The organism is Asticcacaulis sp. AND118 (assembly GCF_020535245.1).
Lineage (GTDB): Bacteria > Pseudomonadota > Alphaproteobacteria > Caulobacterales > Caulobacteraceae > Asticcacaulis.
Genome location: NZ_CP084911.1, coordinates 915,726 through 939,369 on the forward strand (window position 1 = coordinate 915,726; position 23,644 = coordinate 939,369).

18 protein-coding genes are annotated in these 23,644 nt (G+C 61.3%); 13 read left to right on the top strand and 5 right to left on the bottom strand.

Features of this window, described 5'->3' with window-relative positions:
• Nucleotides 1-52 precede the first annotated feature (52 nt).
• From LH365_RS17470 to LH365_RS17480, 3 genes are all read left to right on the top strand, one after another.
• The gene (locus tag LH365_RS17470; protein WP_226745837.1) at nucleotides 53-2,062 is read left to right on the top strand and encodes a S9 family peptidase; all 2,010 of its coding nucleotides are present in this window, start codon (nucleotides 53-55) and stop codon (nucleotides 2,060-2,062) included.
• Nucleotides 2,063-2,372: 310 nt separating this feature from the next.
• Nucleotides 2,373-5,348: a TonB-dependent receptor domain-containing protein gene (locus LH365_RS17475; RefSeq protein WP_226745838.1), complete on the top strand. Its 2,976-nt coding sequence runs from the start codon at nucleotides 2,373-2,375 to the stop codon at nucleotides 5,346-5,348.
• A gap of 126 nt (nucleotides 5,349-5,474) precedes the next feature.
• Nucleotides 5,475-8,825 (top strand): PAS-domain containing protein, encoded by a 3,351-nt coding sequence (locus tag LH365_RS17480; RefSeq protein WP_226745839.1) that lies wholly within the window; start codon nucleotides 5,475-5,477, stop codon nucleotides 8,823-8,825.
• Here the strand turns inward: LH365_RS17480 and LH365_RS17485 are convergent.
• A complete protein-coding gene (locus tag LH365_RS17485; RefSeq protein WP_226745840.1) occupies nucleotides 8,822-9,442 on the bottom strand; it encodes a response regulator transcription factor in 621 nt (206 codons plus the stop codon). The two genes, LH365_RS17480 and LH365_RS17485, sit on opposite strands and share 4 nt — an antisense overlap.
• Before the next feature lie 544 nt (nucleotides 9,443-9,986).
• Between LH365_RS17485 and LH365_RS17490 the strand changes: the two genes are divergently transcribed.
• The 5 genes from LH365_RS17490 (at nucleotide 9,987) to rutA (ending at nucleotide 14,382) form a co-directional block, all read left to right on the top strand.
• Nucleotides 9,987-11,270, top strand: coding sequence for a NupC/NupG family nucleoside CNT transporter (locus tag LH365_RS17490; RefSeq protein WP_226745841.1), 1,284 nt, complete (start codon nucleotides 9,987-9,989; stop codon nucleotides 11,268-11,270).
• A 110-nt stretch (nucleotides 11,271-11,380) separates the two neighbouring features.
• Nucleotides 11,381-12,079, top strand: coding sequence for a pyrimidine utilization protein B (gene rutB, locus LH365_RS17495; RefSeq protein WP_226745842.1), 699 nt, complete (start codon nucleotides 11,381-11,383; stop codon nucleotides 12,077-12,079).
• A gap of 16 nt (nucleotides 12,080-12,095) precedes the next feature.
• Nucleotides 12,096-12,482, top strand: coding sequence for a pyrimidine utilization protein C (gene rutC / locus LH365_RS17500; RefSeq protein ID WP_226745843.1), 387 nt, complete (start codon nucleotides 12,096-12,098; stop codon nucleotides 12,480-12,482).
• A gap of 25 nt (nucleotides 12,483-12,507) precedes the next feature.
• Nucleotides 12,508-13,299, top strand: coding sequence for a pyrimidine utilization protein D (gene rutD / locus LH365_RS17505; RefSeq protein ID WP_226745844.1), 792 nt, complete (start codon nucleotides 12,508-12,510; stop codon nucleotides 13,297-13,299).
• Nucleotides 13,300-14,382, top strand: coding sequence for a pyrimidine utilization protein A (rutA, locus tag LH365_RS17510; protein WP_226745845.1), 1,083 nt, complete (start codon nucleotides 13,300-13,302; stop codon nucleotides 14,380-14,382).
• Here rutA and LH365_RS17515 read toward each other — a convergent pair.
• A complete protein-coding gene (locus LH365_RS17515) occupies nucleotides 14,370-15,788 on the bottom strand; it encodes an FAD-binding oxidoreductase (protein WP_226745846.1) in 1,419 nt (472 codons plus the stop codon). The two genes, rutA and LH365_RS17515, sit on opposite strands and share 13 nt — an antisense overlap.
• Before the next feature lie 79 nt (nucleotides 15,789-15,867).
• Here LH365_RS17515 and LH365_RS17520 point away from each other — a divergent pair, with 79 nt between their 5' ends.
• From LH365_RS17520 to LH365_RS17530, 3 genes are all read left to right on the top strand, one after another.
• Nucleotides 15,868-16,278: a hypothetical protein gene (locus tag LH365_RS17520; protein ID WP_226745847.1), complete on the top strand. Its 411-nt coding sequence runs from the start codon at nucleotides 15,868-15,870 to the stop codon at nucleotides 16,276-16,278.
• 69 nt (nucleotides 16,279-16,347) lie between these two features.
• Nucleotides 16,348-16,578 (top strand): alkylphosphonate utilization protein, encoded by a 231-nt coding sequence (locus tag LH365_RS17525; RefSeq protein ID WP_013478955.1) that lies wholly within the window; start codon nucleotides 16,348-16,350, stop codon nucleotides 16,576-16,578.
• A gap of 85 nt (nucleotides 16,579-16,663) precedes the next feature.
• Complete coding sequence (locus LH365_RS17530; RefSeq protein WP_226745848.1) at nucleotides 16,664-17,443, top strand: hypothetical protein; 780 nt, start codon at nucleotides 16,664-16,666, stop codon at nucleotides 17,441-17,443.
• Here LH365_RS17530 and LH365_RS17535 read toward each other — a convergent pair.
• Complete coding sequence (locus tag LH365_RS17535) at nucleotides 17,424-18,578, bottom strand: acyltransferase family protein (protein ID WP_226745849.1); 1,155 nt, start codon at nucleotides 18,576-18,578, stop codon at nucleotides 17,424-17,426. The genes LH365_RS17530 and LH365_RS17535 overlap by 20 nt on opposite strands.
• A 105-nt stretch (nucleotides 18,579-18,683) precedes the next feature.
• Between LH365_RS17535 and LH365_RS17540 the strand changes: the two genes are divergently transcribed.
• A complete protein-coding gene (locus tag LH365_RS17540; RefSeq protein WP_226745850.1) occupies nucleotides 18,684-19,508 on the top strand; it encodes a LytTR family DNA-binding domain-containing protein in 825 nt (274 codons plus the stop codon).
• A 118-nt stretch (nucleotides 19,509-19,626) separates the two neighbouring features.
• On the opposite strand, the gene LH365_RS17545 is transcribed toward LH365_RS17540, so the two are convergent.
• Nucleotides 19,627-21,087 carry a catalase gene (locus LH365_RS17545; protein ID WP_226745851.1) on the bottom strand — a complete coding sequence of 487 codons (1,461 nt, stop codon included), beginning with the start codon at nucleotides 21,085-21,087 and terminating at the stop codon, nucleotides 19,627-19,629.
• Between the two features lie 251 nt (nucleotides 21,088-21,338).
• On the opposite strand from LH365_RS17545, the gene LH365_RS17550 reads away from it, so the two are divergent.
• On the top strand, nucleotides 21,339-22,247 hold the full coding sequence (locus tag LH365_RS17550; RefSeq protein WP_226745852.1) for a DMT family transporter: 909 nt from the start codon (nucleotides 21,339-21,341) through the stop codon (nucleotides 22,245-22,247).
• On the opposite strand, the gene hemN is transcribed toward LH365_RS17550, so the two are convergent.
• Nucleotides 22,229-23,614, bottom strand: coding sequence for an oxygen-independent coproporphyrinogen III oxidase (gene hemN, locus LH365_RS17555; protein ID WP_226745853.1), 1,386 nt, complete (start codon nucleotides 23,612-23,614; stop codon nucleotides 22,229-22,231). The genes LH365_RS17550 and hemN overlap by 19 nt on opposite strands.
• Nucleotides 23,615-23,644: the final 30 nt, after the last annotated feature.

Sequence of the window (23,644 nt, forward strand, 5' to 3'; positions counted from 1 at the left end):
GTGGCAAAAAAAGGCTCATTGGAAACCAAACTGATAAGTTCCGGAGTCTTCCATGCTCAAATCCCCTGCCTCCAAAACCGTTCCGTCGCTGCGCAAGGCCCTTTTGTGTCTGTCAGCGGCGGCGGTCGCGGGCCTTGCCCTGCCATTGATGTCAACCCGCGCGCTGGCCGAACCGGTCAGTATTGAGGCGCTGGCACAATATGAACAGACGAGCGGCGTGACCATTTCGCCTGACGGGAAACACATAGCGGCCCTGGTGGCCGCCAAGGGGCAGAAGTGGCCCGTCATTTCCATTTGGCAGGCGGATGACCTGTCCAAGCCGCCGGTGTGGATTCCTTCGGCCACCAACCGCATTACGGGCGTTGGCTTTTTCGGCAATGACAAGATCATCTTTCGTGCCGAGCAGGAAATCACCCGTTCGGATGGTCGCTTGAGCTTCACTGTCAAGACCTATACGGCCGACATAGACGGTAAGAATATTACCGAACCCTTCAAGACCGGTGGCCGCAGCGAGGCAAACACCGTCGGTGACGCCGCCGCCGTATGGCATAACGGGTTATACGATGAGGACAAGGTCATCATCAGAAAACCGAATGCGGCGGGTGCATCCGAATATTACGAATTGAGTCGTAAGACCGGTGCGACGCGACTGGTGGCTAAGGACAGCGAAAAGTGGTCGTTCCTCCCCGCGGGCGTCAACCTTACGACGGGTGAGCCGTTGATACGTCAGTCGGTCGACGTACGTGACGGCGGTAAATTTTACCTGATTACTCAGGTCAAAGACATCGCCACCGGTCAATGGATCGACCATCCCGAACTGGGTTTCGTACTGGAGCAGCGCGTCGACCTCGAAATTCTCGGCTATGACTCGGACCCGAACAAATTGTTCGTGCGGACCAATCGCGGTCGCGACCATAGCGCGATTTACAGCTACGATATCCGCGCGAAGAAGTTCACCGAAGAGCCGCTCTACGCTAACGAGAAGTACGACATCGTAAATATCGGCTTCAAACACGATTTTACCAATAAGAAGCTGGAATATGTGTCGGCTTTGTATGTTGGTGGTCCATCGCAAATTCAGGTTTTACTGGATGAAAAGTGGGCCGGGCTTCAGCGCCAGGTCAAGGCGTCCTTTCCGGGTAAGAATGTCAATTTCCGTATGAACCGTGCCTATGACAAGGCCGTGATCACGGTCGATGCGGTAGACTTCCCGACCGAATACTACATCTTCCAGGACGGCAAACTGGCCAAGATCGGTAGCGAACGCCCATGGATAGATCCCAAGACGCTCGGTAAAGGGGAGTTCGTTACCTACAAAGCGCGCGACGGGTTGGAGATACCGGCTATCGTCACCTATCCGCCGCAATGGACGCCGGAAAAGGGGCCCGTGCCTTTGATTGTGCTGCCCCACGGCGGTCCGTGGGCGCGTGATTATATGGACTGGGACGGCAGCGGCTGGCCGCAGTTCCTCGCCACACGCGGTATTGCCGTGATTCAACCTCAATATCGCGGGTCCGAAGGCTGGGGTGACAAGTTGTGGAAGGCCGGTGATAAGGAATGGGGGCAGAAGATGTCGGATGACAACGACGACGCGGCGGCCTTCATGGTATCCAAGGGCGTTGCTGATCCTAAGCGTCTCGCGATTTTCGGCTATTCTTACGGTGGCTTTGCCGCCATTGCTGCCAGTGTCCGACCGGACAGCCCCTATCGCTGCGCCATTGCCGGCGCGGGGGTTTCCAGTCTGGAGCGTCTCGGGAATTTCTGGGGGAGCAATCATATCCAGCGCGATATTCAGGGTCATACCGTCAAGGGGATGGATCCTATGAAGAACATAGATAAGGCCAATATCCCCATTCTGCTCTACCATGGCGACCGGGATCGTCAGGCCGATACGGATCATTCGCGTATGTTCTATCGCGCTATGAAGGCGGCCGGTAAGGATGTGCAATATGTCGAAATCAAGGACATGTGGCATACCCTGCCGTGGCGTCCGGCATGGCATACCGAAACACTCACCTTGATTGAAAACTACTTAAAGTCAGACAAATGTGGCCTTATGTAAGAGTTTAAATTAATCCTCTAAAGCCCGCCGTTACCTCGGCGGGCTTTTTATATCGTTGTTATAAATTGAGTAAATTTAAAATAAAGCCAAGGATTGAAATGGCTTATTCCCCCTTTATGTTTTAAAGCGGTATTTTTGGTTGAAAATTATGACTGTGGCGTAGTGGCAACATCGATATGTTTTTGTTGCATTGCCAACGATTATAGCATTGCGTCCCAAATGTGACGGGATAGTGTCGCTTAGTCTCAGTTTTGATGAATGTGTCATCACTTGGGTGAAAAGTAGGCTGGTTCGTATCCTTAAGGAGGCCGTGTTGACCAACCCCGTATCCCTAACCCGCAAATGGCTTTTAGCTGGCACCGTGCTGACAGGGGCCCTGTTCGGGCTGGCCCCGGCGCATGCACAGGAGGTCGCCCCGGTCCCGGCCGATGAACCGGCTGCCGACGAGCCCACCGAAATTGTCATCACCGGCTCGCGTATCCGCAGCAAGGAATACACCTCTGCTTCGCCGGTAACGATTATCACCGCCGAAAAGTCGTCTGCCGCAGGCCTGATGTCGGCGTCCGAAATCTTGCAAAGCTCGACGGCGGCTGCCAGCTCGGGTCAAATCAACAACACCTTCACCGGCTATGTCGTCGGCGGCGGCGCGGGCATCAGCACCATTTCGCTCCGTGGTTTGGGCGCTCAGCGTTCGCTGGTGCTGCTCAACGGACGTCGTATGCCTCCGGCCGGCGTGGGCGGTACGGTCGGTCCCGTCGATCTCAACACCATCCCGAATAGTTTCGTCGCCCGTTACGAAATCTTGAAGGATGGTGCATCGTCGATCTACGGCTCCGACGCTGTCGCCGGTGTCGTCAATGTTATTACGCGCTCTAACTTCGAAGGCCTGCAGGTCGATGGTTCAACCAACATCACGGAGCAGGGCGGTGGTGAAAGCTATACGCTGAGCGGTATCTGGGGTAAGTCGTTCGATCAGGGGCACCTGTCGGTCGCGCTCGAAGGGTATGAGCAAAAGGCCCTCGTTGCCGGCGATCGCGACGCTTTTGCGTGCCCCACCGACAACTATTACATTAATGGTCAACGTGCCGACGCCATCGACCCTACCACTGGCAAGTACAAGTGCTATACCCATGGCGTAGAAGGCTATGTCGGCACCTATGGGCCGATCGAGGCCTTCGGTGGTCTGGCCTTCTACGGTAGCCGCGCGATCACGCCCGGCGCCACGACTGACGGTGTTCCGGGCTGGGCCTTCATTCCGTATGAGCGCCGCAGTTTCTCGGACCCTCGTGGCATGAGTGCGACCATCCTGTCGCCGGTCAAGCGTGCAAGCCTGTTCGTTCAGGGCGAGTATCGTCCGGCAGGGCTGGGCGGTGCAGAGCTGTATACCGAAATCATGGCTACCAAGCGTGAGTCGGAGCAGGTCGGCTGGGCGCAGTTCTTCCCGTACTATCATGAACAATCCACGGCTAACCCGTTCCGGGTCGGCACTGCACCTGTTCGCTCGTTTATTCCATCCTGGCCGAACAATGCGACGCTCGCGCAACTGGGGTATCCGGGCCTCATCGCTAACCCGATCGTGCTGTATCGTGTTGCGGCAGATCAGGATGTCAGCACCTATCGCGTCTTGGGCGGCGTGCGTGGCGACTGGGGCAACTGGTCTTATGACGCTTACGTTTCGCATTCGAAATCTACGGGTGATTACTCCACCACGGCCATTATCAAGGACCGCGTCGATTACGGTACGGGCACCAACCAACTCGACATCTCGTTGATGCCGGGCGGTGTCTGCGGCACCGGCGCTCCGGCGGGCTGCGTGCCTCTGAATCTCTTCACAAAAGAAACGCTGGAAGACGGTGTCTTCTCGCAAGCCATTCTGGACTACTACTTCACCACTGATCGGGGTTCGACTGAGTACACCCAGACGATCGTCGAAGGGTCCATAACGGGCGATCTCTTCACGCTGCCCGCCGGACCGGTGGGTTCGGCCTTTGGTATTTCGCTCCGTAAGGATGAAATCAATGACGTGCCTGGTCCCCTGTCACGGACGCAAAACATCTGGGGCCGCACCACTGCAGGCATTACCGCGGGCGAAGACACTCTGAAGGAAGTCTACGCCGAATTGGAAGTGCCGCTGATCCAGAACGTAACGCCGTTCGTTAAGGACTTGAAGCTGAACGTTTCTGCGCGTTACTCCGACTACGACAGTGTGGGTTCGGACACGACCTACAAGGTCGGCCTGAACTGGGCGGTTGATGATCGCTTCCGTATCCGCGCCACTCACGGCACTTCATTCCGGGCTCCGGCGCTCTACGAACTGTACCTCAAAGATCAGTCGGGCTTCCTCAGCCAGGCGTCTGTTGATCCCTGCATCAACTGGGGCGCTACCGGCGAAGGCGGTCAACCTGTCAAGAGCCAACAGGTTCGGGAAAACTGTGCTGCCGATGGTATCGATCCCGATTTCTCCGGCGGTTCGTCTTCGGCCGAAATCTTCACCGGCGGCGGTCTGGACCTGAAGCCGGAAACCTCGCAGGCGACGACCTTCGGTTTCGTTCTGACTCCGCCCGAAACCGGCTTCAAACTGGCAGTCGATTTCTGGAAGATTAAGGTCGAGGAGCAAATCTCGGCCTCCGGTTCGGCGGTTGTCGGCGCCTGTTATTCGGCCTTTGATTTCCCGACGAACCGCTTCTGTTCGCTGTTCGAGCGTGGTCCGGATGGCGGCATCGCCACCATCGACGCTTCCTATCGCAACATCCCGTCGCAGGAAACGAAGGGGATCGACTTCACAGCCAATTACGAGAAGGAGTTCAATCTCGGTACTCTTTCCATGGATTTCGAAGCCACCTGGATCAAGGAATATCTGTCGCAGCTCTTCCCCGGCGACGTCGTGTATGACTATCAGGGTCTGGTGGGTGAGCCGGAGTGGACGGGCCGCTTGCAAACGCGCTTCTCGCGCAATGACTGGCGCGTGACCTACACCGTCAACTATACCGGTCCTACCAACAACGTTGGTCGCTTCGGTGAAGATGGTGTCACGGATGTGTTCTATGCCCTTGGCGCCAGCTATAAGGCATGGACCGAAGCCTGGTACTCTCATGACCTGTCGTTCCAATATAATGGCAAAAACTGGGGCGTGATCACCGGCATCTCGAATCTGCTTGATGAGGAACCTCCCGTCGTCGGCGCGGGTGACACGGTAAGCCGTCTCGGCAACTATCCGCTGTCGAGCCAGTATTACGAAGGTTACCTTGGACGTCAGTTCTTCCTGCGTCTGACCAAAACCTTCTAATAAAAAAACGCATGCTCAAGAGCCCCACCTGATCCATCAGGTGGGGCTTTTTTACGTTGAAAGCTTGGAAAACACCGGGAATGACGTATCACTGGCACAACCGCTTTCTCCAGACTTGAGAGGTTCATGTTCAGTCCGTCTGAAAGTTCGATAAGTGGCTACGTATTGCTTCTGGCTGCCGCCGCTTACGTAGTGGGATTGGGGTGGATTGGCGTTCGAGCGGAGAAATCCACAGCACTTAAACGTTTTCGCCTTCCGGCCTATGCCTTGTCGCTGGGCGTCTATTGCACCAGTTGGACCTTTTTCGGCGCGGTGGGGTCGGCGGCAGGCGAGGGGTGGAACTTCGTCCCCATCTATTTGGGCCCGATATTGGTCTGGGTGCTGGCGTCCGGCTTTCTCAGCCGTCTGATTGCCGCGGTGCGGGCCGAAGGCGCGACTTCGATTTCCGACTTCATCGGCGCGCGTTTCGGCAAGAGCCGGGGCGTGGCGGCGCTGGTCACCCTGCTGGCCCTGTTCGGCACTATCCCTTACGTCGCCCTGCAACTGCGTTCGGTCGGCACCAGCTTCGCGGCGGTGGCCGGCGGCGGACGTCTCTGGCCCATGGCTCTGACGGCGCTGGCCCTGGCGCTGTTCGCCATGCTGTTCGGCACGCGGCACTATGTGGCGTCGAGCCGCAACGAAGGCATATTATATGTCGTCGCCTCGGAATCTCTGGTCAAGCTGGTGGCGCTGATCGCCGTGTCGGGCTTCGCCATACTGAGTTTTATGGCCGCGCCGGCAGGCGTCCGAGAAGCCGGCTGGACGCATTTTTCGGCCAATTTCGCGCCGTCCCAGCTCAATCTCGACTTTGTCATTATCACGCTCTTGTCCATGGCGGCGGTCGTGTGCCTGCCGCGTCAGTTCTATACGGGCGTCATCGGCGCCGACCGTCCGGAGGATGCAGCCAAAGCCCGGTGGCCGTTCGCCGCCTATCTGCTGTTGACGCTGCTCGTCATCCCGCCCATTACCCTGGCCGGGCTGACGCTTCTGGGGCCGGACGTGCCGCGTGACCTGTTCGTGCTCAACCTGCCCTATGCGGCGGGGCTGAACGGCCTGACCCTGTTGGTCTTCATCGGCGGGTTCGCGGCGGCCACCGGCATGGTGCTGGTTGAAACCATCGCCCTGTCGACCATGATTTCCAACGATCTGATCGCACCCTTCCTGCTGCGTAACCGCAGCGCTTCGGGAGCGGCGGATTTCGGGCGATTGATGCTGTGGGTGCGCCGCGCGTCGATCGGCGGCGTGATGGGCGCGGCCCTGACCTACGCCCTGTGGGTGCCGCCGGGGCAGCAACTGGCGGTTATCGGCCATATCGCCTTTGCCGCCATCGCGCAGTTCACGCCGGCCCTGTTGCTGGCCGTCAGCGGCCGGGGTCGCGACGCCGTGGCGGTGCAGGCCGGTTTGCTGGCCGGGCTGATCGTGTGGGCCTACACCCTGTTCTGGCCGACGGTGGCGCCGCGTGCGTTATTGGATGCCGCCGCCTATGGGTGGTTCGATCCGCAAGGGTTGTTCGGGGTGCGGGCCTGGCTCGGCGATCTCAGCCCGCTGGTCCACGGCGTGACGGCGTCGCTGGGAGCGAACTTTGCCGCCTGGGGTCTGGCCACCGTCTTCGGGCGCACGCGACCCGGCCTGTCCCTGCGGCTGGCCCCGGCGGTCCGCGAAGGGGCGGTGCACAATCTGGGGCAATTGACGGCCCTGACCGCACGCTTCGCCGGCCCGGAAGCCGTGGCCGAAGCCTTTGGACGCGTGCAGGACAATGCGCCCGTCGACCGCGCCGCCGCCCGCCTCGCCGAACGGCTCATCGCCGGGGTGGTCGGCGCGCCGTCGGCGCACGCCATCGTCTCCTCCGCCCTGTCCGGCACGTCCATCAGCGTCGACGAGGTGGCGCGACTGCTCGACCGATCGGGCCAGAGCCTGCAGTTTTCGCGCGGTCTTCTGGCGGCGACTTTGGAAAATATCGATCCCGGCGTCAGCGTGGTCGATCAGAACCTGCGCCTCGTGGCGTGGAATTCGCGCTATCTGAAGCTGTTCCAGTATCCGCCGGAACTGGTGCGCGTCGGCACGCCGGTGGCTGATCTGATCCGCTTCAATGCCGAGCGTGGCGAATGCGGGCCGGGCGAGGTCGAAAGCCACGTCGCGCGCCGCCTCGATCACATGCGGCGGGGCACACATCACGCCTTTCAGCGCCGCCGCAACGACGAACGGGTGATCCGCACGGTCGGCGGTCCCATGCCCGGCGGCGGCTATGTAATGTGCTTCACAGACGTGACGGGCGAGGCCGATGCGTTGGCCGCGCTGGAGACCGCGCGCGTCGAACTGGAAAGCCGCGTCGAGCGACGCACGGCGGAGCTACGGGCCGCCAATGCGGCGCTGGCGCGCGCCACCGAAGAAAAGACGCGCTTTCTGGCGGCGGCCAGTCACGATCTGCTGCAACCGCTGCACGCCGCTCGCCTGTTCACCGCCGCGCTGGCCGAAGAGACGGAAGGCGCATCGAAGGCGCTGGTCGGCAATGTCGAACGCTCGATCGAAGCCGCCGACGCTCTGCTGCGTTCGCTGCTGGATATTTCGAAGCTCGATGCCGGGGGCGTCGTGCCGTGCCCGGTGCGCTTCGACCTGTCGCTGTTGGCGCGCGATCTCGGCCTCATCTTCACGCCGCTGGCAGCGGAAAAGGGGCTCGAACTGCGCGTGATCGCACCGCCGGTCTGGGTCGAGACCGACCGTAACCTGCTGCGCTCGATCCTGCAGAACTTCCTGTCCAATGCCGTGCGCTATACCCAAACCGGCGGCGTGCTGCTGGTCCTGCGGCTGCGTGCGGCGACCGTGCGGGCGGAGGTCTACGACACCGGGGTCGGCATCGCCGAAGTCGATCAGGCGGTGATTTTCCGCGAGTTCGAGCGACTGGGGACGTCTGGCGAAGCCGGGGTCGGGCTGGGGCTGGCCATTGTCGAGCGGACGGCGCGACTGCTGGACCTGCCGGTCGATCTGAGGTCGCGGGCTGGACGGGGCAGCCGCTTTGCTGTGACCCTGCCGCGCATAGCGCCGGCCGCGCCCGAACCATCCTCGTCGCCACAGGCGCAGGCTCCGGCCCCCGTGCGTACGGTACTGATCGTCGATGACCAGCCCTCGGTGCGCGAAGCCATGCAAGCCCTGTTGCCGCAATGGGGGTGCGAGGTGCTGTCCGCCGCCAACGCCGAAGACGCGTTGCACCTGTCGGTCGAGGCCGAATGCGGGCTGATCGATTGCGATCTGGGCGGCGAGACCAACGGGCTGGATCTGATCGCGCGTTTGAAAGCGCGCCGGCCCGCCATGCGTCTGGCTCTGATCACCGCTGACCGCAGCCCGGCCATCGAAGCCGCGGCCGAAACCCTGAACGTTCCGGTCTTCGCCAAGCCTGTGGACCCGAAAACCTTGCGGCAGTGGTTAGGAGCTGGGGGTTAGGCCCCGATCCCCAGGGCCTTGGCCGCCAGCACTGCCTGCGTCCGGTTATGCACGTCGAGCTTGCGCATGATCGCCGTCATATGGGCCTTCACCGTGGCTTCCGAAATACTCAGGTCGAAAGCGATTTGTTTGTTGAGTCGGCCTGCCAGTACCCCCAGCAACACACGCAACTGCGTCGGCGTCAGATCGGCGACCTTGGCCGCCACCGTATCGACGGCCTCGTCTTCCGGCGCCGTCTCGGCGAACCGCCCCTCCAGCGCATCCAGAATGGCCTGCTGCATGTGGGGCAGCGACTGGTCCTTGCCGATAAAGCCCACCGCCCCGAACCGACGGGCCTCACGCGCCGCCTTCTCGGCTTCGGCCGCGGACACCACCAGAATCGGCACCTCCGGGGCTTCGGCATGCAATAAGGCCACGCCGGAAAATCCTTCCGCGCCGGGCATCTTCAGATCGAGCAGGGTCAGGCTGAGATTCTGCGCCCCGCGCACTGCCTCCAGCGCCGTATCCAGTGTACCCGCCTCGATGATCTCGGCCCCCGGCCGCACCTTGCGCGCAGCCATCGTCAGGGCCTGCCGGAACAGCGGGTGGTCGTCGGCGATAAGAATGGACTCGGACATGCGTCGTTCTGAACCTCCGCCGCGCTCTTTTTATTATTGAAAGCGCTGGCGGCTGCAATCTGTACCGGCAGGCGGTGCATGTCCAGACGCAAGTGCGGCACGGCGTTATCCGGGTGATTTGGTGAAGGGAAGGGAAGAGCCTCCGGCGGGCAGGGGCACGGCCCCTGCACCCGATAGTTTGGCCATCCTCCCGCTGGATGCCGGTTAAACAAGAAAGGGTTTTGGCCACGGAAAACACAGAAAGCACGGAAAGGGAGCAAATGGTCTCTCCGGCGCGTAGCGCCCCTCATCCAGTCTGTTCCACTATGATCAAGGCCCTTTGGGCAGGATCGTTTCTATAGCGCCTTTCCGTGCTTTCTGTGTTTTCCGTGGTCAACATTCCTTGCTTCCGCACACTCAGTCGATGCGCCTTCACGCGCCCACTAATGGGGTCCGGGGTCGGCTGACCCCGGAATCTGCTCCGCCTTCGCGCGAATAGATTTGCAGATTGACCCCAATGGGACTCGGTGATTAGGCTCGGCGATCCTTTCGCCTGAGTACCCGCATGGCCGTTTCCGCCTCTGCTTCCCTGTCATTGCCGCCGGCTGCGGCCAGCCTGTCCACCAACCATTGGGTCGTCGGCATAGGCGGCATCATCGTCCTGCTGCTGATCGCCGTGCTGGTGTCGGCAGACCGCAAAGCGATCCGTCTGCGCATGGTGACTTGCGCCTTTGCGCTTCAGGTGCTGATCGGTGTGCTGGTCCTGCATACAAGCTGGGGCAAGGTCGGGGTTCAGGCCATTGCGCACGGGGTCGAGGCCCTGATGAGCTATTCCAAAGGCGCCATCGAGATGCTGTTCGGCGGGCTGCTCAATGTCGAGGGCGGCGCGGGCTTCGCCATTAATGTGTTGCCGGTGATCGTATTTTTCGCGGCGCTGGCGTCGGTGCTCTACTATCTCAAGGTCATGCAGGTGATCATCAAGGTGATCGGCGGGGGGCTCGGCTTCATCATCGGCATCAGCCGCGTCGAGGCGCTGGCGGCGGCGGCCAACGTCCTGGTGGGCCAAAGCGAGTCGCCGCTGGTGGTGCGGCCCTATCTGGCGGGCCTGACCAAGGCGCAACTGTTCGCCATCATGGCGTCGGGCATGGCCGGCGTGGCGGGGACGATTCTGGCGGCCTATGCGCAGATCGGCATCAAGATCGACTACCTGCTGGCGGCCAGCTTCATGTCGGCGCCCGGCGGTTTGCTGATGGCCAAGCTGATCATCCCGGACCCCAGAGGTGCAGCGATTCACTCGCCCGAACCGATCATGGAGGATGCCGACCACCACCCCAAAAGCCTGCTGGGGGCCATTTCCGACGGCGTGCAGGACGGGTTGAAGATCGCCGTATCGGTGGGCGGCATGATCCTCGCCTTCGTGGCGCTGATCGCGCTGGTCAATGGTATATTGGGCGGGATCGGCGGGCTGTTCGGCTATCCGGACGTGACGCTGCAGGGGATGCTGGGGTTTGTCTTCGCGCCGGTGATGTTCCTGATCAATATTCCGTGGAACGAGGCGGTGACGGCGGGCGGGCTGTTCGGCGAAAAGCTGATCATGAACGAGTTCGTCGCCTATCTGCACCTGATGGAGGAGGGCGGGCAGCTTTCCGCGCGTTCGACGGCAATCATGAGCTTCGCCCTGTGCGGCTTCGCCAACTTGTCGTCCATCGCTATTCAGTTGGCGGTTATCGGCGGCCTGGCGCCCAATCAGCGCGACATGATCGTCAAGCTGGGGCCGCGGGCGCTTCTGGCGGCGACCCTGGCCAATCTGATGAACGCGGCGATTGCGGGGCTTTTGATCTTCCACTGAGGCCTTACATAGCAACGGCCTAAACGTTTCACTGCCCTGTGAAAGATTTTTGTTGCGCGTGCGAATAATGCCTGATTACCTCATGTTTTGCCTTTGCACCTGAGGCGATCATGACCGAGCCGAACCGCGCTTTCGAACTGCCCGCGCGCCCTGAACCGATGGTGTTCAAGGCGGCTGAAACGGCGGTCGTCGTCATCGACATGCAGAACGCCTATGCCAGCCTCGGCGGTTATGTCGATCTGGCCGGGTTCGACATTTCGGGCGCGCAATCCACCATAGAGAACATCGCCCGCACGCTGAGCGCCGCGCGTGAGGCGGGGATTCAGGTCGTCTATCTGCAGAACGGTTGGGACCCTGACTATATCGAGGCGGGGACGCCTCTGTCGCCCAACTGGCATAAGTCGAACGCGCTCAAGACCATGCGCCGCAATCCTAACCTCAAAGGACAGTTGCTGGCGCGCGGCACCTGGGACTATGAGATCGTCGATGCCCTGACGCCGGAGGACGGCGATATTCGCGTGCACAAGCCGCGCTATTCGGCCTTCTTCAACTCGCAGCTCGACACCATTCTGCGGTCGCGCGGCATCCGCAATCTGGTCTTTGTCGGCATCGCCACCAATGTCTGCGTCGAAAGCACGCTGCGCGACGGTTTTCACCTCGAATATTTCGGGGTGATGCTGGAAGACGCCACGCATCAGCTCGGCCCCGACTTCATCCAGAAGGCCACGGTCTACAATATCGAGACCTTCTTCGGCTGGGTCGCAACGGTCAATGATTTTTGTAACTCCATCAAACACCTGCAGCCATAAATTCGAAGAGAGCGTCATGCCCAAGGAAGCGATCAATCCGCCCGGATTCCCGAAACCGCTGGCCCCTTATTCGTCGGGGACCAGGGCCGATGGCGTGATCTACGTATCGGGTACGCTGGCCATCGATCCGGACGGTTCGATCCATGCGCCGAATGATGCCACGGCTCAGACCCGTCATATCCTTGAGACGATCAAAAAAGTGGTCGAGGCCGGCGGCGGCACGATGGACGATGTCACCTTCAACCACATCTTCCTCACCGACTGGGCGCACTATGCGGCGATGAACGCCGTCTATGCCGAGTATTTCCCGGGCGAAAAGCCCGCGCGATTCTGCATCCAGTGCGGTCTCGTCAAGCCCGGCCTGGTGGTCGAGATCGCCTCTGTCGCGCATGTCGGCAAGTAGCGCCGTGAGTTTATCACAAGCCGAAATGATTGAGATATCCGGACTGGCCGTCAGCCTGTTTGGCAAACCGGCCGGTGTGCCCATCATCCTGTCATCGGGCCTGGGCGGGCACGGCGCCTACTGGATGCCGCAGGTCGAGGCGCTAGGCCGGCGCTACCGCGTCATCCTCTACGATCACCGCGGCACCGGGGCCAGCAGCCGCGAGGAACTGTCGGCCAGCTATCACGCCCGCCACATGGCCGAAGACATCGCCCTGATCCTCGACGGGTTGGATTACGAAGGCGCGCACATTGTCGGCCATGCCGCCGGGGCCATCGCCGGGCTGCAACTGGCGCTCGATCAGCCGAATCGTGTGCTGAGTGTCACCAGCGTCAATGGCTGGGCCTATGCTGACCGCTATTTCAAGCGCTGCTTCGACATCCGGCTGGGCATCTACGCGGCGGGCGGGGCCGAGGCCTATCTCAAGGCGCAGCCCGTGTTTCTCTATCCGGCGGAATGGATCGCCGACCACCTTGAAGAACTGGATGCGCAGGCCGAGCACCACGCGCCGGGCTTTCAGTCCGAGGCCAATCTGCGCGCGCGCATCCATGCGCTCAGCACATTCGACATCAGCCAGCGGTTGGAAGAGATCGGCTGCCCGGCGCTGGTGGTCGGGGCGCTGGACGACATGCTGGTGCCGGTGCGGTCGTCGGCCTATCTGGCCGAAAACCTGCCCAACGCCCAATGCCGAATCCTCGGCTGGGGCGGGCACGCGGTGAATCTCACCGTGCCGGACGAATTCAACGGTGTACTGACAGGCTTTTTAGGGGGCTTATAAATGAGCGGTTTCGAGATCGGCGTCTTCATTCCTATCGGCAATAACGGCTGGCTCATCTCGGAGAATTCGCCGCAATACATGCCGAGTTTCGACCTCAACAAGGCAATCGTGCAAAAGGCCGAGGGCTACGGTCTCGACTTCGCCCTGTCGATGATTAAGCTGCGCGGCTTCGGCGGCAAGACGCAGTTCTGGGAGCACAATCTCGAAAGCTTCACCCTGATGGCCGGGCTGGCGGCGGTGACGTCGAAGATCAAGATCTTCGCCACGGCGGCGACCCTGACCCTGCCGCCGGCGATCGTGGCGCGCATGGCCTCGACCATCGATTCGATCAGCCATGGCCGCTTCGGCATCAACCTCGTCACCGGCTGGCAGAAGGCCGAATACGATCAGATGGGCCTGTGGCCAGGCGAGCAACACTACCTGAAGCGCTACGACATGCTGAGCGAGTACGCCCAGATCCTGCGCGACCTGTTCGACACGGGAGTCTCGGATTTCAAAGGCGAATATTTCGAGATGACGGACTGCCGCGTCAGCCCGAAACCGAGCGTGCCGCCCAAGATCATTTGCGCCGGATCGTCGGATGACGGACTGGCCTTTTCGGCGAAATACGCCGACTACGCCTTCTGTCTGGGGGTGGGCGTCAATACGCCAAAGGCCTTTGAATTCAATAACAAGCGCCTGAAAGCGGCCACCGACAAAACCGGGCGAGACGTCAAGACCTTCGTGCTGATGATGGTCATTGCCGACGAGACGGACGAAGCCGCCGAAGCCAAATGGCAGTCCTACCGCGACGGCGTAGACGAAGACGCCGTCAAGTGGCTCAAGGCCCAGTCGGCCCCCAATGCGGTCAACAAGACGACCAATGTGGTGCAGTTGTCCGACACGGTGTCGGCGGTGAATATCAATATGGGGACGCTGGTCGGCTCCTATGCCAAGATCGCCGCCATGCTCGACGAAATGGCCGAGGTCGAAGGCACGGGCGGCGTGCTCCTGACCTTCGACGACTTTATCAAGGGCATGGACGACTTCGGGCAGAAGATCCAGCCGCTGATGAAGACGCGGACACATATTCAAGGCGTGTAATAGGCTTCCCACAACCGGTTGCGGAACTTGTAGGTCGGATCAACGCGTCGCTTAAGCGCGAAGAAGTCCTCTGCGCGAGGATAGGCCGCGCGGAACTGTTCGGGCGTGGCGTGAATCTGATAAGGCAGGTAATAGCTGCCGTCTTCGCCTATGGCCGCATCGATCAGTTCGCGCGTCCACACGCCGACGGCTTCGCGATCTGCCGAGTCTACGCCCTGCTCGTAATAGAGGACGAAGGAAAAGACATCCGAACGCGCCCAACTCAGCAGGGTATCGGTATCGGCGCGAGCGTGGCGGATGGAAACGTTCAGCACATTAACCTTGTAACGACGCAGTATCTCGCGCAGGCGCGGCACGAAGGCGTCGAAATGCGCCTCCGGGATGAAATATTCCTGCAGGGCGTAGGTGCTTTGGGTGCGTGAGGCGGGTTCAATGCTGGCGACGTCCTGACTGGCGTCGTAGTTGCGCCAGGCGACGCGCGACGGACCATTGACCAGCGGATCGTAGACATGTTCCTTGATCTGCTTGCCGAAGGGCCAGCGCGTGGCCCATTCGATCAGCATTCGACGGCGGCTGTCGGCGGGGTTACGCGGCGACAGACGGTCGGTGATGTCCAGCGGCTTGTCCGTGTGGCTGAAAGTCAGGACGCTGACGTTCTTGTATTCGGGCGAAAACAGGGTGGCGTTGTGAAAGACGGCGTCTTCCGACGGCTTGACCGTGGTCTCGAAAAAGGCCTTGTAGTCCTTCACCTTCATGCGCTTCGATGTGCGCTCGATGCGCACATTTTCGGTCAGGTTCAGCGTCACGTCCGTGATGACGCCGATGCCGCCATAGCCGCCTATGGCCCCGAAGAAGAGGTCGGGGTTTTCCTGCCGGCTGGCGTTTTTCAGGCTGCCGTCGGCCAGCACCAGACGCAACGACTCGACCGAATGGACGATGGGGCCTTCGCCAACATAGCGACCGTGGGCGTTGACGCTGAGAGAGCCGCCGACCGTGAAATTCGAGAAACTCTGCATGATGCGCAGCGACAGGTTTTCGCGATCGACCACCTCCTGCACGGCCCGCCAGGTTATGCCGGCCTCGACCGTGATCTGTTTCTTCGCCGGGCTGAAATCGAGCACCCGGTTCATCTGGCGCATGTCGATGAACAGGCAGCCGGTGCAGGCGGTCTGGCCGCCCTGACTGTAGCGTCCGCCGCCGATAGATACAGGCCCCTGATGATCGCGCACCCGCGTCGCTATTTCCGATGCTGAAACGGGTGCGACGACCCTTTCCACCTGGATCGGATTGAGCTGAGTGATGTCATTGACCGTCTCTGCGGCGCGCGAATGAGCGGGCATAAGGATGGCGGCGAAAGCCGCGGCCCCGACTATGGCGGTTTTATAAATGGAGCGTAAGAGCGGCATCACACCAGAAGTTTATCTGTATTATCATCCCGTACGTCTCTTATCACAGAGACATGTCACGTGCATTACGGTAACGCCCATGATCCGTCCTGTTTTAGGTTTTATACCCGTTCTGGCCCTTATTGCCTGTTCGCCCAAAAGCGAAGCGCCACCGCCGACCGAAGCCGAAACCTCCGCTTCCAGTTCGGCGTCGATCAGCGCGTCCAAGGCGGCCGATGTCGCCGCCGGCTATGTCGGGCGCTGGACCGGACCGGAAGCTACCTCGCTGGAGATCGTGGCCCGTCAGCACGATTATGAGGTCACAGTCAGCGGCACGCAGACGCCGGGCGTCTTTACCGGGACGGTCAATGGCGACGCGCTCCAGATCGAGCGTAATGGCGAGGTGCAGCTCATCCGCCATACGACCGGTGCGCGCACCGGGGTCAAGTTTCTGGCCGACAAAAACGACTGCGTCAGCGTGGGGCAGGGCGAAGGTTATTGCCGCGATTAAATCCATATAGATGTTGTGGAATTGAATCCGATCGTTTAGGCAGGGCGCGCTGGTATAAGGAGCCCCGCCATGTCCGATGAAGAACTGATCGTAAAGGACGCCAACGGCGCGCGTCTGGCCGACGGCGACAATGTCACCCTGATCAAGGACCTCAAGGTCAAGGGTTCGGGCGGAGTGACGCTCAAGCGCGGCACGCTGATCAAGAATATCCGTCTGACCTACGACGAAGACGAGATCGAGTGCAACCACGAGAAGGTGCGCGGCCTGGTTCTGCGCACCGAATTCGTCAAGAAGGCCTGATCGAAGCCTTATCAAAGCGTCGGGTGAACGAAATTTCCTTCCTGTGCGTATCAGCCTAGGCTCAACCGGCACAGGGAGTTTCGTCATGGCGCTGACCACCATATCGACAGAACCTTTGGCGCGGGAACGCGCGCCGCTGACCGGCTGGCTGATGCTGGGTTTAGGGGCGGCGCAGATCGTGGCGTCACAAGTCCCTGAGTGGTTCGGCATCGGGCGCAGCGTGGCCGAGCAGTCCGCCGCCACCTCGCACCCGCTAGTACCTTCGGGGCCGGCCTTCGCTATCTGGGGGCTGATTTTCCTCTTTGGGCTCATCGGTGCGATCTGGGCCATCCGCCATCCCGACAGCGAGGCGGTAAAAGCCGCCGGACCGCAGACCGCGCTGATCTGGGGGATGAATGCCGTGTGGTCGGTATGGGTACCCCTCAACGGCATCGATTGGGTCAGCTTCGCCATTATCGTCGTTTCGGTCGTGGCCGGACTGACCGGGCTGATGCGCCTTAAACGCCTGAATCTCAACCGCGCGGAGAAGGGTTTTGTGCTCGCGCCGCTGGCCTTGGTCAGCGGGTGGATTTCAGCGGCGATGGTGGTCAATCTGACCTCGGCCATGGTGGCGAGCGGCGTAGAGCCCGATCCGCGGGTGATGACGGTGTCGCTGGGCTTCCTGCTGGCGCTGATCGCTTTCGGCGGCGTGATGCTGAGGCTGACGCGCTCATCGACCTATGCGCTGCCGCTGGTCTGGGCGCTCGGCTGGATCGCCGCCGCCAATGTTCAGCGCCAGAACGAACCCCTGATGGCCTTCACCGCAGTGATCGGCATGGGACTCCTTCTGGCCCTGCTGCTCACTATCAGACGTCGCGACGTCTGAGCGGCAAACCGAACAGGGGCCGTAGGGGCGGGATGGCTCGCACGATCAGATAGGTCAGCAGGCATCCCCCGGCGGTAATGGCCACCAGTATGGCGAACTCCAGTCCGACCGGCAGATTCTGTTGCGCCAGATTATAGGCGGCAACCACGATAATCGTCTGATGCACCAGATAGAAGGGGAAGATGGCTTCGGTCAGGGTGCGCCGCAGGGGGCCGTCCTTGCCGGAAAGGTGCTGACGGGCAAAGCCGATCAGGGCGAGGATGGCGAACCAGGCCTGCGCCTCGCGCGCCCCGCGCAGCAGGTTCATCGCGATCGGGCTCATGTCTCCGGGGGACCACAAGGCCATGGGCATGTAGAGGGCATAGGCCAGCGTGGCGGCACAAAGCCATATCCAGCGTCCCTTGCGCGCGGCTTCGAACAGGCGCTCGGACTTGGCGATCAGCGCGCCGAGGACGAACAGGAAGCCATACAGGGCATGGAGGTAGAAATCGTCGGTCAGGCCGTGCGTGTCGCCGAAGATCGGGAAGAGGGTGGCGCGCAGGCCCCACATGATCAGCCACGGCCCCATGATGAAGGTCCAGACCGGCCAGCCGCCTTTCAAACGTTTCAGCAATGGCCACAACAGGGCGATCAGTAGCGAATAGACCAGGAGATAGGCCACGAACCACATGTGATTCCAGGTTGGCACGCTGAGGCAGCCCCCGGCGTCACACCAGCCCTCGAAGCCGGAAGCGTATTTCAGATAAAAGGTCGCGTAGTCGTCGCTGAATGACGGAATTTGCCCCAGCCGCACGGCGTCGATTAGTTCGTAATAGGCTTGTGGCGGCACGATGACAAACATGGCGAACAGCAGCGGCCAGAACAGGCGGTTGAAGCGCGAACCGGAAAAGGCGGGCAGGGACATCTTATCGAGCATGAAGCGCGCGCCGACGCCTGAAATCAGGAACAGAAGGTCGAGTCGCCACGGCCTGGTGATGAGCATCAGCGGCTCGGCCCAGGTTGAGCTGTGCGGGCTTTTGACGTGCCAGTCCCACGTCACGTAGAACATGCCGATATGATAGAAGATCAGCAGACCAAAGGCGATAATGCGCAACCAGTCGAGATCGTAGCGGCGGGCAGGAGGCTGTGGTGTCATGTGGTGTTTTCCCTGAAACTGTGCCACTGTTAGGCAAAGAGGCCTGTGCATCGCCATGCGTAAGCCTTGAGCGGACAAGCGGTTGGGACGGACGGGGAATGGCCTGTGACGGGCGGTGACGGGGCAGGGACGAGCGGGGAAGGGTTCGCCGGGCTAAACCGGTTGGGCCGGGTCTATCTGGCGGTCGGCTTGCTGGTCGGGCTGAGTTGCACCATCAATATCGGCTCCGTCCTGATCGAACACCCACCTGGCCATCGCAATTTCGAGCTTTGGGAGCCCGTTGTCTGGGAGACCAGCAGCATGATCATGACCCTGGCCGGTCTGTGGGCGTGGGTGCTGATCTATCATCGCTTTCCGCTGCATCGCGTCGGGCGTCTGCGCTTTGCCGCTACGCAATTGTGCGGCTTTCTGGCCTATACCGTGTCGCACGTCAGCGGCATGGTGGCCTTGCGTGAGCTGGCTTACGGGCTCGACGGCAGCCCTTATGATTTCAGTCAGGGCGACCTTGGGCTGCGCTTCATCTATGAGGCGCGCAAGGATGCGCTCGGTTATCTGCTGATGCTGGCCATCATCTGGGCCGAAGACCGCTTCAGCCGCTCTTCGCATGTCTCCGTCCGGACGCACCGCAAACTGGAAATTCGCGATGGGGGGCGCACGGTCTTTGTCGATCCACACGAGGTGCTGTGGATCGAGGCGGCGGGCAACTATGTCGAAGTGCATACGGCGGACAAGAACTGGCTGACGCGCGGCGTCCTGTCGGCGTGGGAGACGCAACTGAGCGAGGAGGGCTTCGTGCGCGTGCACCGTTCACGGCTGGTCAATCGCCGCCATATCCGCGCCATCGAGCCCGTGCCGTCGGGCGATGTGCTGATCCGTCTGACGGATGGGCGCAGCCTCAGCGGCAGCCGACGGTATAAGGCCGCGTTGTGATTTTGTGTATCGCGCATCCCAAAAACCGCTTCACCCTTTTGGGTACGCGCTTTGAAAAAACCCCGCATCCGGGGATGCGGGGCAGGTGTCCGGATATCTGGTGAGGTCTATCCGAAGCTCAGGCCTTCAGCGCCGCCCGGATGCCATGGGCATAGTCCGGGTGGATGCGCTCGAAATGGCCCAGCGCGCGCTCGACGATAAAGTCTGGCACGCCGGCCATCGAGGCCGCGATATTGCTGAACAGGCGCGCCTTCTGACCGTCATCGAACAGGTTGAACAGGGCGCGCGGCTGGCTGTAGTCGTCATTTCCCTCACGATGATCGAAGCGGTCGGCATCGCCGGTGATCCGCAGCGGCGGCTCGCGGTATTGCGGCGCCTCCTTCGGCCCGCCGAAGCTGTTGGGCTCGTAATAGGCGTCCGGGTTCGACTGAAAATTATCGAAGAAACGCATCGATCCGTCGCGGTGATAGTGGTTCACCGGACATTTCGGCGCATTGACCGGGAGGGCCTCATAGTGCGTTCCCAACCGATAGCGGTGAGCGTCGGCGTGGGCAAACAGGCGCGCCTGCAGCACCTTGTCGGGCGAATAGCCGATGCCCGGCACGATGTTCGACGGCGAAAACGCCGCCTGCTCGATTTCGGCGAAATAGTTGGACGCATTTTGGTTCAACTCGATCACGCCGACATCGATCAGCGGGTAATCGGCGTGCGGCCACACCTTGGTCAGGTCAAACGGATTGTAGGGCGTGGTGTCGGCCTCCAGTTCGGGCATGATCTGCACCTTGACGTCCCACTTCGGGTACTGATGCGCCTCGATGGCCCCGAAAAGCGCCTCCTGATAGGTTTCGCGCGACTGACCGATAACATCGGCGGCCTGGGCATTGGTGTAATGGGCGTGGCCCTGACGGGTTTTGAAGTGGAACTTGACCCAGAAGCGCTCGCCATCCGCATTGAGGAAGCTGTAGGTGTGAGAGCCAAAGCCGTCCATATGCATGGGGTCGGTGGGGATGCCGCGATCCGACATCAGGATGGTCACCTGATGCAGGGCTTCGGGCGACAGCGACCAGAAGTCCCAGGCGGCGGTCGAAGAGCGCAGATTGGTGCGGGGGTGGCGCTTCTGCGTGTGGATAAAGTCGGGGAATTTCAGCGGGTCGCGGATGAAGAAGACCGGCGTATTGTTGCCGACCAAGTCCCAGTTGCCCTCCGACGTGTAGAATTTCAACGCAAAGCCGCGCACGTCGCGCTCGGCATCCGCGGCGCCCATCTCACCGGCGACGGTCGAGAAGCGCGCCAACAACGGCGTGGTCGCGCCCCGTTCGAACACGCGGGCGCGGGTGTATTTCGAGATGTCATGAGTGACGGTGAAGGTGCCGAACGCGCCCCAGCCCTTGGCGTGGACCACGCGCTCAGGGATGCGCTCGCGATTCTGGTGCGCCAGCTTTTCGATGAGCTGATAGTCCTGCAACAATACCGGCCCGCGCGGTCCGGCGGTCAGACTGTTCTGGTTGTCCGCCACCGGCGCGCCGGCCGTGGTGGTCAGAGTGTTGCCGTGCATGACGGGGCACTTGCTCTCGCTCATCGCCTTGTATCCTTTGTCTTTTTACCCTCAGTGAGGCTCGAAAGGACTATGACGCGGCGTGCGAGATAAATGAAATAGATAGTCTTTGTATTTTCGATAAAGAAAACTTAGGCAGGATGACACCTGCTGACGCTGGCTGGCAGGATAGATGCGGTGAATGGCGGCCGCCCCGCTGGACTTGAAATCGTTTCCGACGCAAGAAACGGGGCGCAATGCGCATAGCATATGGGGTCGTTATCCGGGAACTGTCTATGTCCACCGCCAGTCTTATCCGTCTGTTGTCGCTTGCCGCCGTGTGGGGCGGGTCGTTCCTGTTCATGCGCGTCAGCGTGCCGGCGCTGGGTCCGGTATGGCTGATCGGGATTCGCGTGTTTCTGGCGGCGGTGTTCCTGACCGGGCTGGGGCTGGCGACGCGCAAGGCGTTGCAGATCAAGGGCTTTTACAAATATTTTCTCATCATCGGCCTGTTCAATTCCGCTGTGCCTTTCCTGCTGTTCGCCTTTGCCGCCAAGACCCTGTCGGCGTCGATGCTGTCGATCCTCAATGCGCAGGCCCCGCTGTTCGGCGTCATCCTGTCGGCCATCGTTTCGCGTCAGTTGCCGTCGCTTAAGGTCGTCTGCGGCCTGGCGCTCGGCGTGGTGGGGGTAGGGGTGCTGGTCGGGCTCGATGCCGCGCACCTCAATGCCGAGAGCCTGCTGGCCATCGGCGCGGCCATACTGGCGGCCCTGTGCTACGCCATCGCCTCGGTGTGGGCCCGCCACGCGCCGCGCACGCCCGACCCCCTGTCGAACGCCCACGGCAGCATGTGGGCCTCGGTCCTGCTGATCGTACCGGCCATGCCCTTTTTCATGCCGCAGCCCGACCAACTGACGCTGCTGACGCCCTGGGTGGCTCTGAGCGTCGTGGCGCTGGGCGTGGTGTCGAGCGGTGTGGCCTATATCCTGTATTTCAAGCTGATCGACGATATCGGCGCCGCTCCGGCCCTGACCGTGACCTTCCTCATCCCGGTCTTCGGCACGCTATGGGGCTATCTGTTCCTGCACGAGGCGGTAGGCCTTAGCACCTTGATCGGCGGGGTGCTGGTCCTGTGGGGCACGGCGCTGGTGGTCGGTTTCGACCCGGGCGCCCTGCTCCGCCGGCGTCAGGCCACCCTGGAATAGCGGTTCTGCGCCTCGGACTGCCGCGCATAGGCATCGAAGGCGCAGGCGACGTTGCGCACCAGCATCTTCAGCGGCGAATGGAAGCGCACGCGGCGATCTTCGACCGTCACCAGCCCGGCCGCCACGAAGTCGCTCAAGGCCTCGATGTCGCCGTCGAGATAGTCCGCCGCATAACCGTGCTGTTCAAGGAGGACCGGAATGTCGGCTTCGAAATAGCACATCAGGTCACTGATCACCGCCTTGCGCAATTTGTCGTCACCCCGATAGCCCCAGCCGCGCAGGGTCGCCCATTCGCCGGACAGAATGTGGTTCTGGTAGGTGGTCGATTGCGGGATGTTCTGCACAATACCGCCGTCGAGTTCGCCGATAGACGACGCCCCCAGCCCAAGCAGGTTGTCATTGGGCAGGGTCGAATAGCCCATGAAGTTGCGGCGCAAGGTGCGGGCGTCGAAGGCCGTCGTCATATCGTCGTCCGGCTTGGCGAAATGGTCGATGCCGAGGGCGCGATAGCCGTGCGTCGTCAGATAATCCGACAGGCGCAGGAACATCGCCACCTTGTCTACGGTGTCAGGCAGGGCCGATTCGTCGATCAGGGTCTGGTGCTTCTTCACCCACGGCACATGGCCGTAGGAAAAGGCCGAGATGCGGTGGGGATCGAGTTCGGAGACGTGCCCCAGCGTCGTCTCAAGACTGCGCAAGGTCTGGCCGGGCAGGCCGTAGACCAGATCGATGCCGATGCGCGTCAGGCCATTGTCGCGCAGGTGGCCCAGTACGGCCTTGACCTGCTCCAGCGGCTGGATGCGGTTGATGGCCGCCTGCACGGCCGGGTCGGTATCCTGCACCCCCAGCGACACGCGGTTGAAACCGAAGGCGGCATAGGCCCTGATTTGGCTTAAGGAGGCGCGGCGCGGGTCCAGTTCGATGCTGATTTCGGCGTCAGGGAGGAGATTGAAGCCGTCGTGCAGCGCTTCGAAAATGCGCCCCATATCGGCGGGCGTCAGCATGGAGGGCGAGCCGCCGCCGAAGTGCACGCTGTGGACTCTGGGGCGGAAACCGAGATGCGCGCCGACCATCCGGATTTCCGCGACCAGCGCGCCGACATAGGCTTCGACCGGTGCGTATTTCAGGGTCGCGCGCGTGTTGCAGCCGCAGAAGTGGCACATCTGCTCGCAGAAGGGGATGTGCAAATAGAGCGCGATGGGCTGATCGGTACGCAGGGCGGACAGCCAGCTTTTATAGGTCTGCGGCGTGAGCGCGTCGAAATGATGCGCCGACGGATAGGAGGTGTAGCGCGGCGCTTCCCGCCCCATGAAGCGCATCACATCGTGATCTTGCCAGGATTTTTGGGGGAATGAGGTATCGGGCATGGGCGGGCTCCTTACGCGGCGCCCCCGGTT

Bases quoted from the DNA above. Each gene is read 5' to 3' on its own strand.
- rutB (WP_226745842.1), top strand. From the start codon at position 11,381: ATGACCGAGCCGAACCGCGCTTTCGAACTGCCCGCGCGCCCTGAACCG.
- rutA (WP_226745845.1), top strand. From the start codon at position 13,300: ATGAGCGGTTTCGAGATCGGCGTCTTCATTCCTATCGGCAATAACGGC.
- LH365_RS17535 (WP_226745849.1), bottom strand. From the start codon at position 18,578: ATGACACCACAGCCTCCTGCCCGCCGCTACGATCTCGACTGGTTGCGC.
- LH365_RS17525 (WP_013478955.1), top strand. From the start codon at position 16,348: ATGTCCGATGAAGAACTGATCGTAAAGGACGCCAACGGCGCGCGTCTG.
- LH365_RS17480 (WP_226745839.1), top strand. From the start codon at position 5,475: ATGTTCAGTCCGTCTGAAAGTTCGATAAGTGGCTACGTATTGCTTCTG.
- LH365_RS17550 (WP_226745852.1), top strand. From the start codon at position 21,339: ATGTCCACCGCCAGTCTTATCCGTCTGTTGTCGCTTGCCGCCGTGTGG.
- LH365_RS17530 (WP_226745848.1), top strand. From the start codon at position 16,664: ATGGCGCTGACCACCATATCGACAGAACCTTTGGCGCGGGAACGCGCG.
- LH365_RS17515 (WP_226745846.1), bottom strand. From the start codon at position 15,788: ATGCCGCTCTTACGCTCCATTTATAAAACCGCCATAGTCGGGGCCGCG.
- LH365_RS17545 (WP_226745851.1), bottom strand. From the start codon at position 21,087: ATGAGCGAGAGCAAGTGCCCCGTCATGCACGGCAACACTCTGACCACC.
- rutD (WP_226745844.1), top strand. From the start codon at position 12,508: ATGATTGAGATATCCGGACTGGCCGTCAGCCTGTTTGGCAAACCGGCC.
- LH365_RS17470 (WP_226745837.1), top strand. From the start codon at position 53: ATGCTCAAATCCCCTGCCTCCAAAACCGTTCCGTCGCTGCGCAAGGCC.
- LH365_RS17520 (WP_226745847.1), top strand. From the start codon at position 15,868: ATGATCCGTCCTGTTTTAGGTTTTATACCCGTTCTGGCCCTTATTGCC.
- rutC (WP_226745843.1), top strand. From the start codon at position 12,096: ATGCCCAAGGAAGCGATCAATCCGCCCGGATTCCCGAAACCGCTGGCC.
- hemN (WP_226745853.1), bottom strand. From the start codon at position 23,614: ATGCCCGATACCTCATTCCCCCAAAAATCCTGGCAAGATCACGATGTG.
- LH365_RS17490 (WP_226745841.1), top strand. From the start codon at position 9,987: ATGGCCGTTTCCGCCTCTGCTTCCCTGTCATTGCCGCCGGCTGCGGCC.
- LH365_RS17485 (WP_226745840.1), bottom strand. From the start codon at position 9,442: ATGTCCGAGTCCATTCTTATCGCCGACGACCACCCGCTGTTCCGGCAG.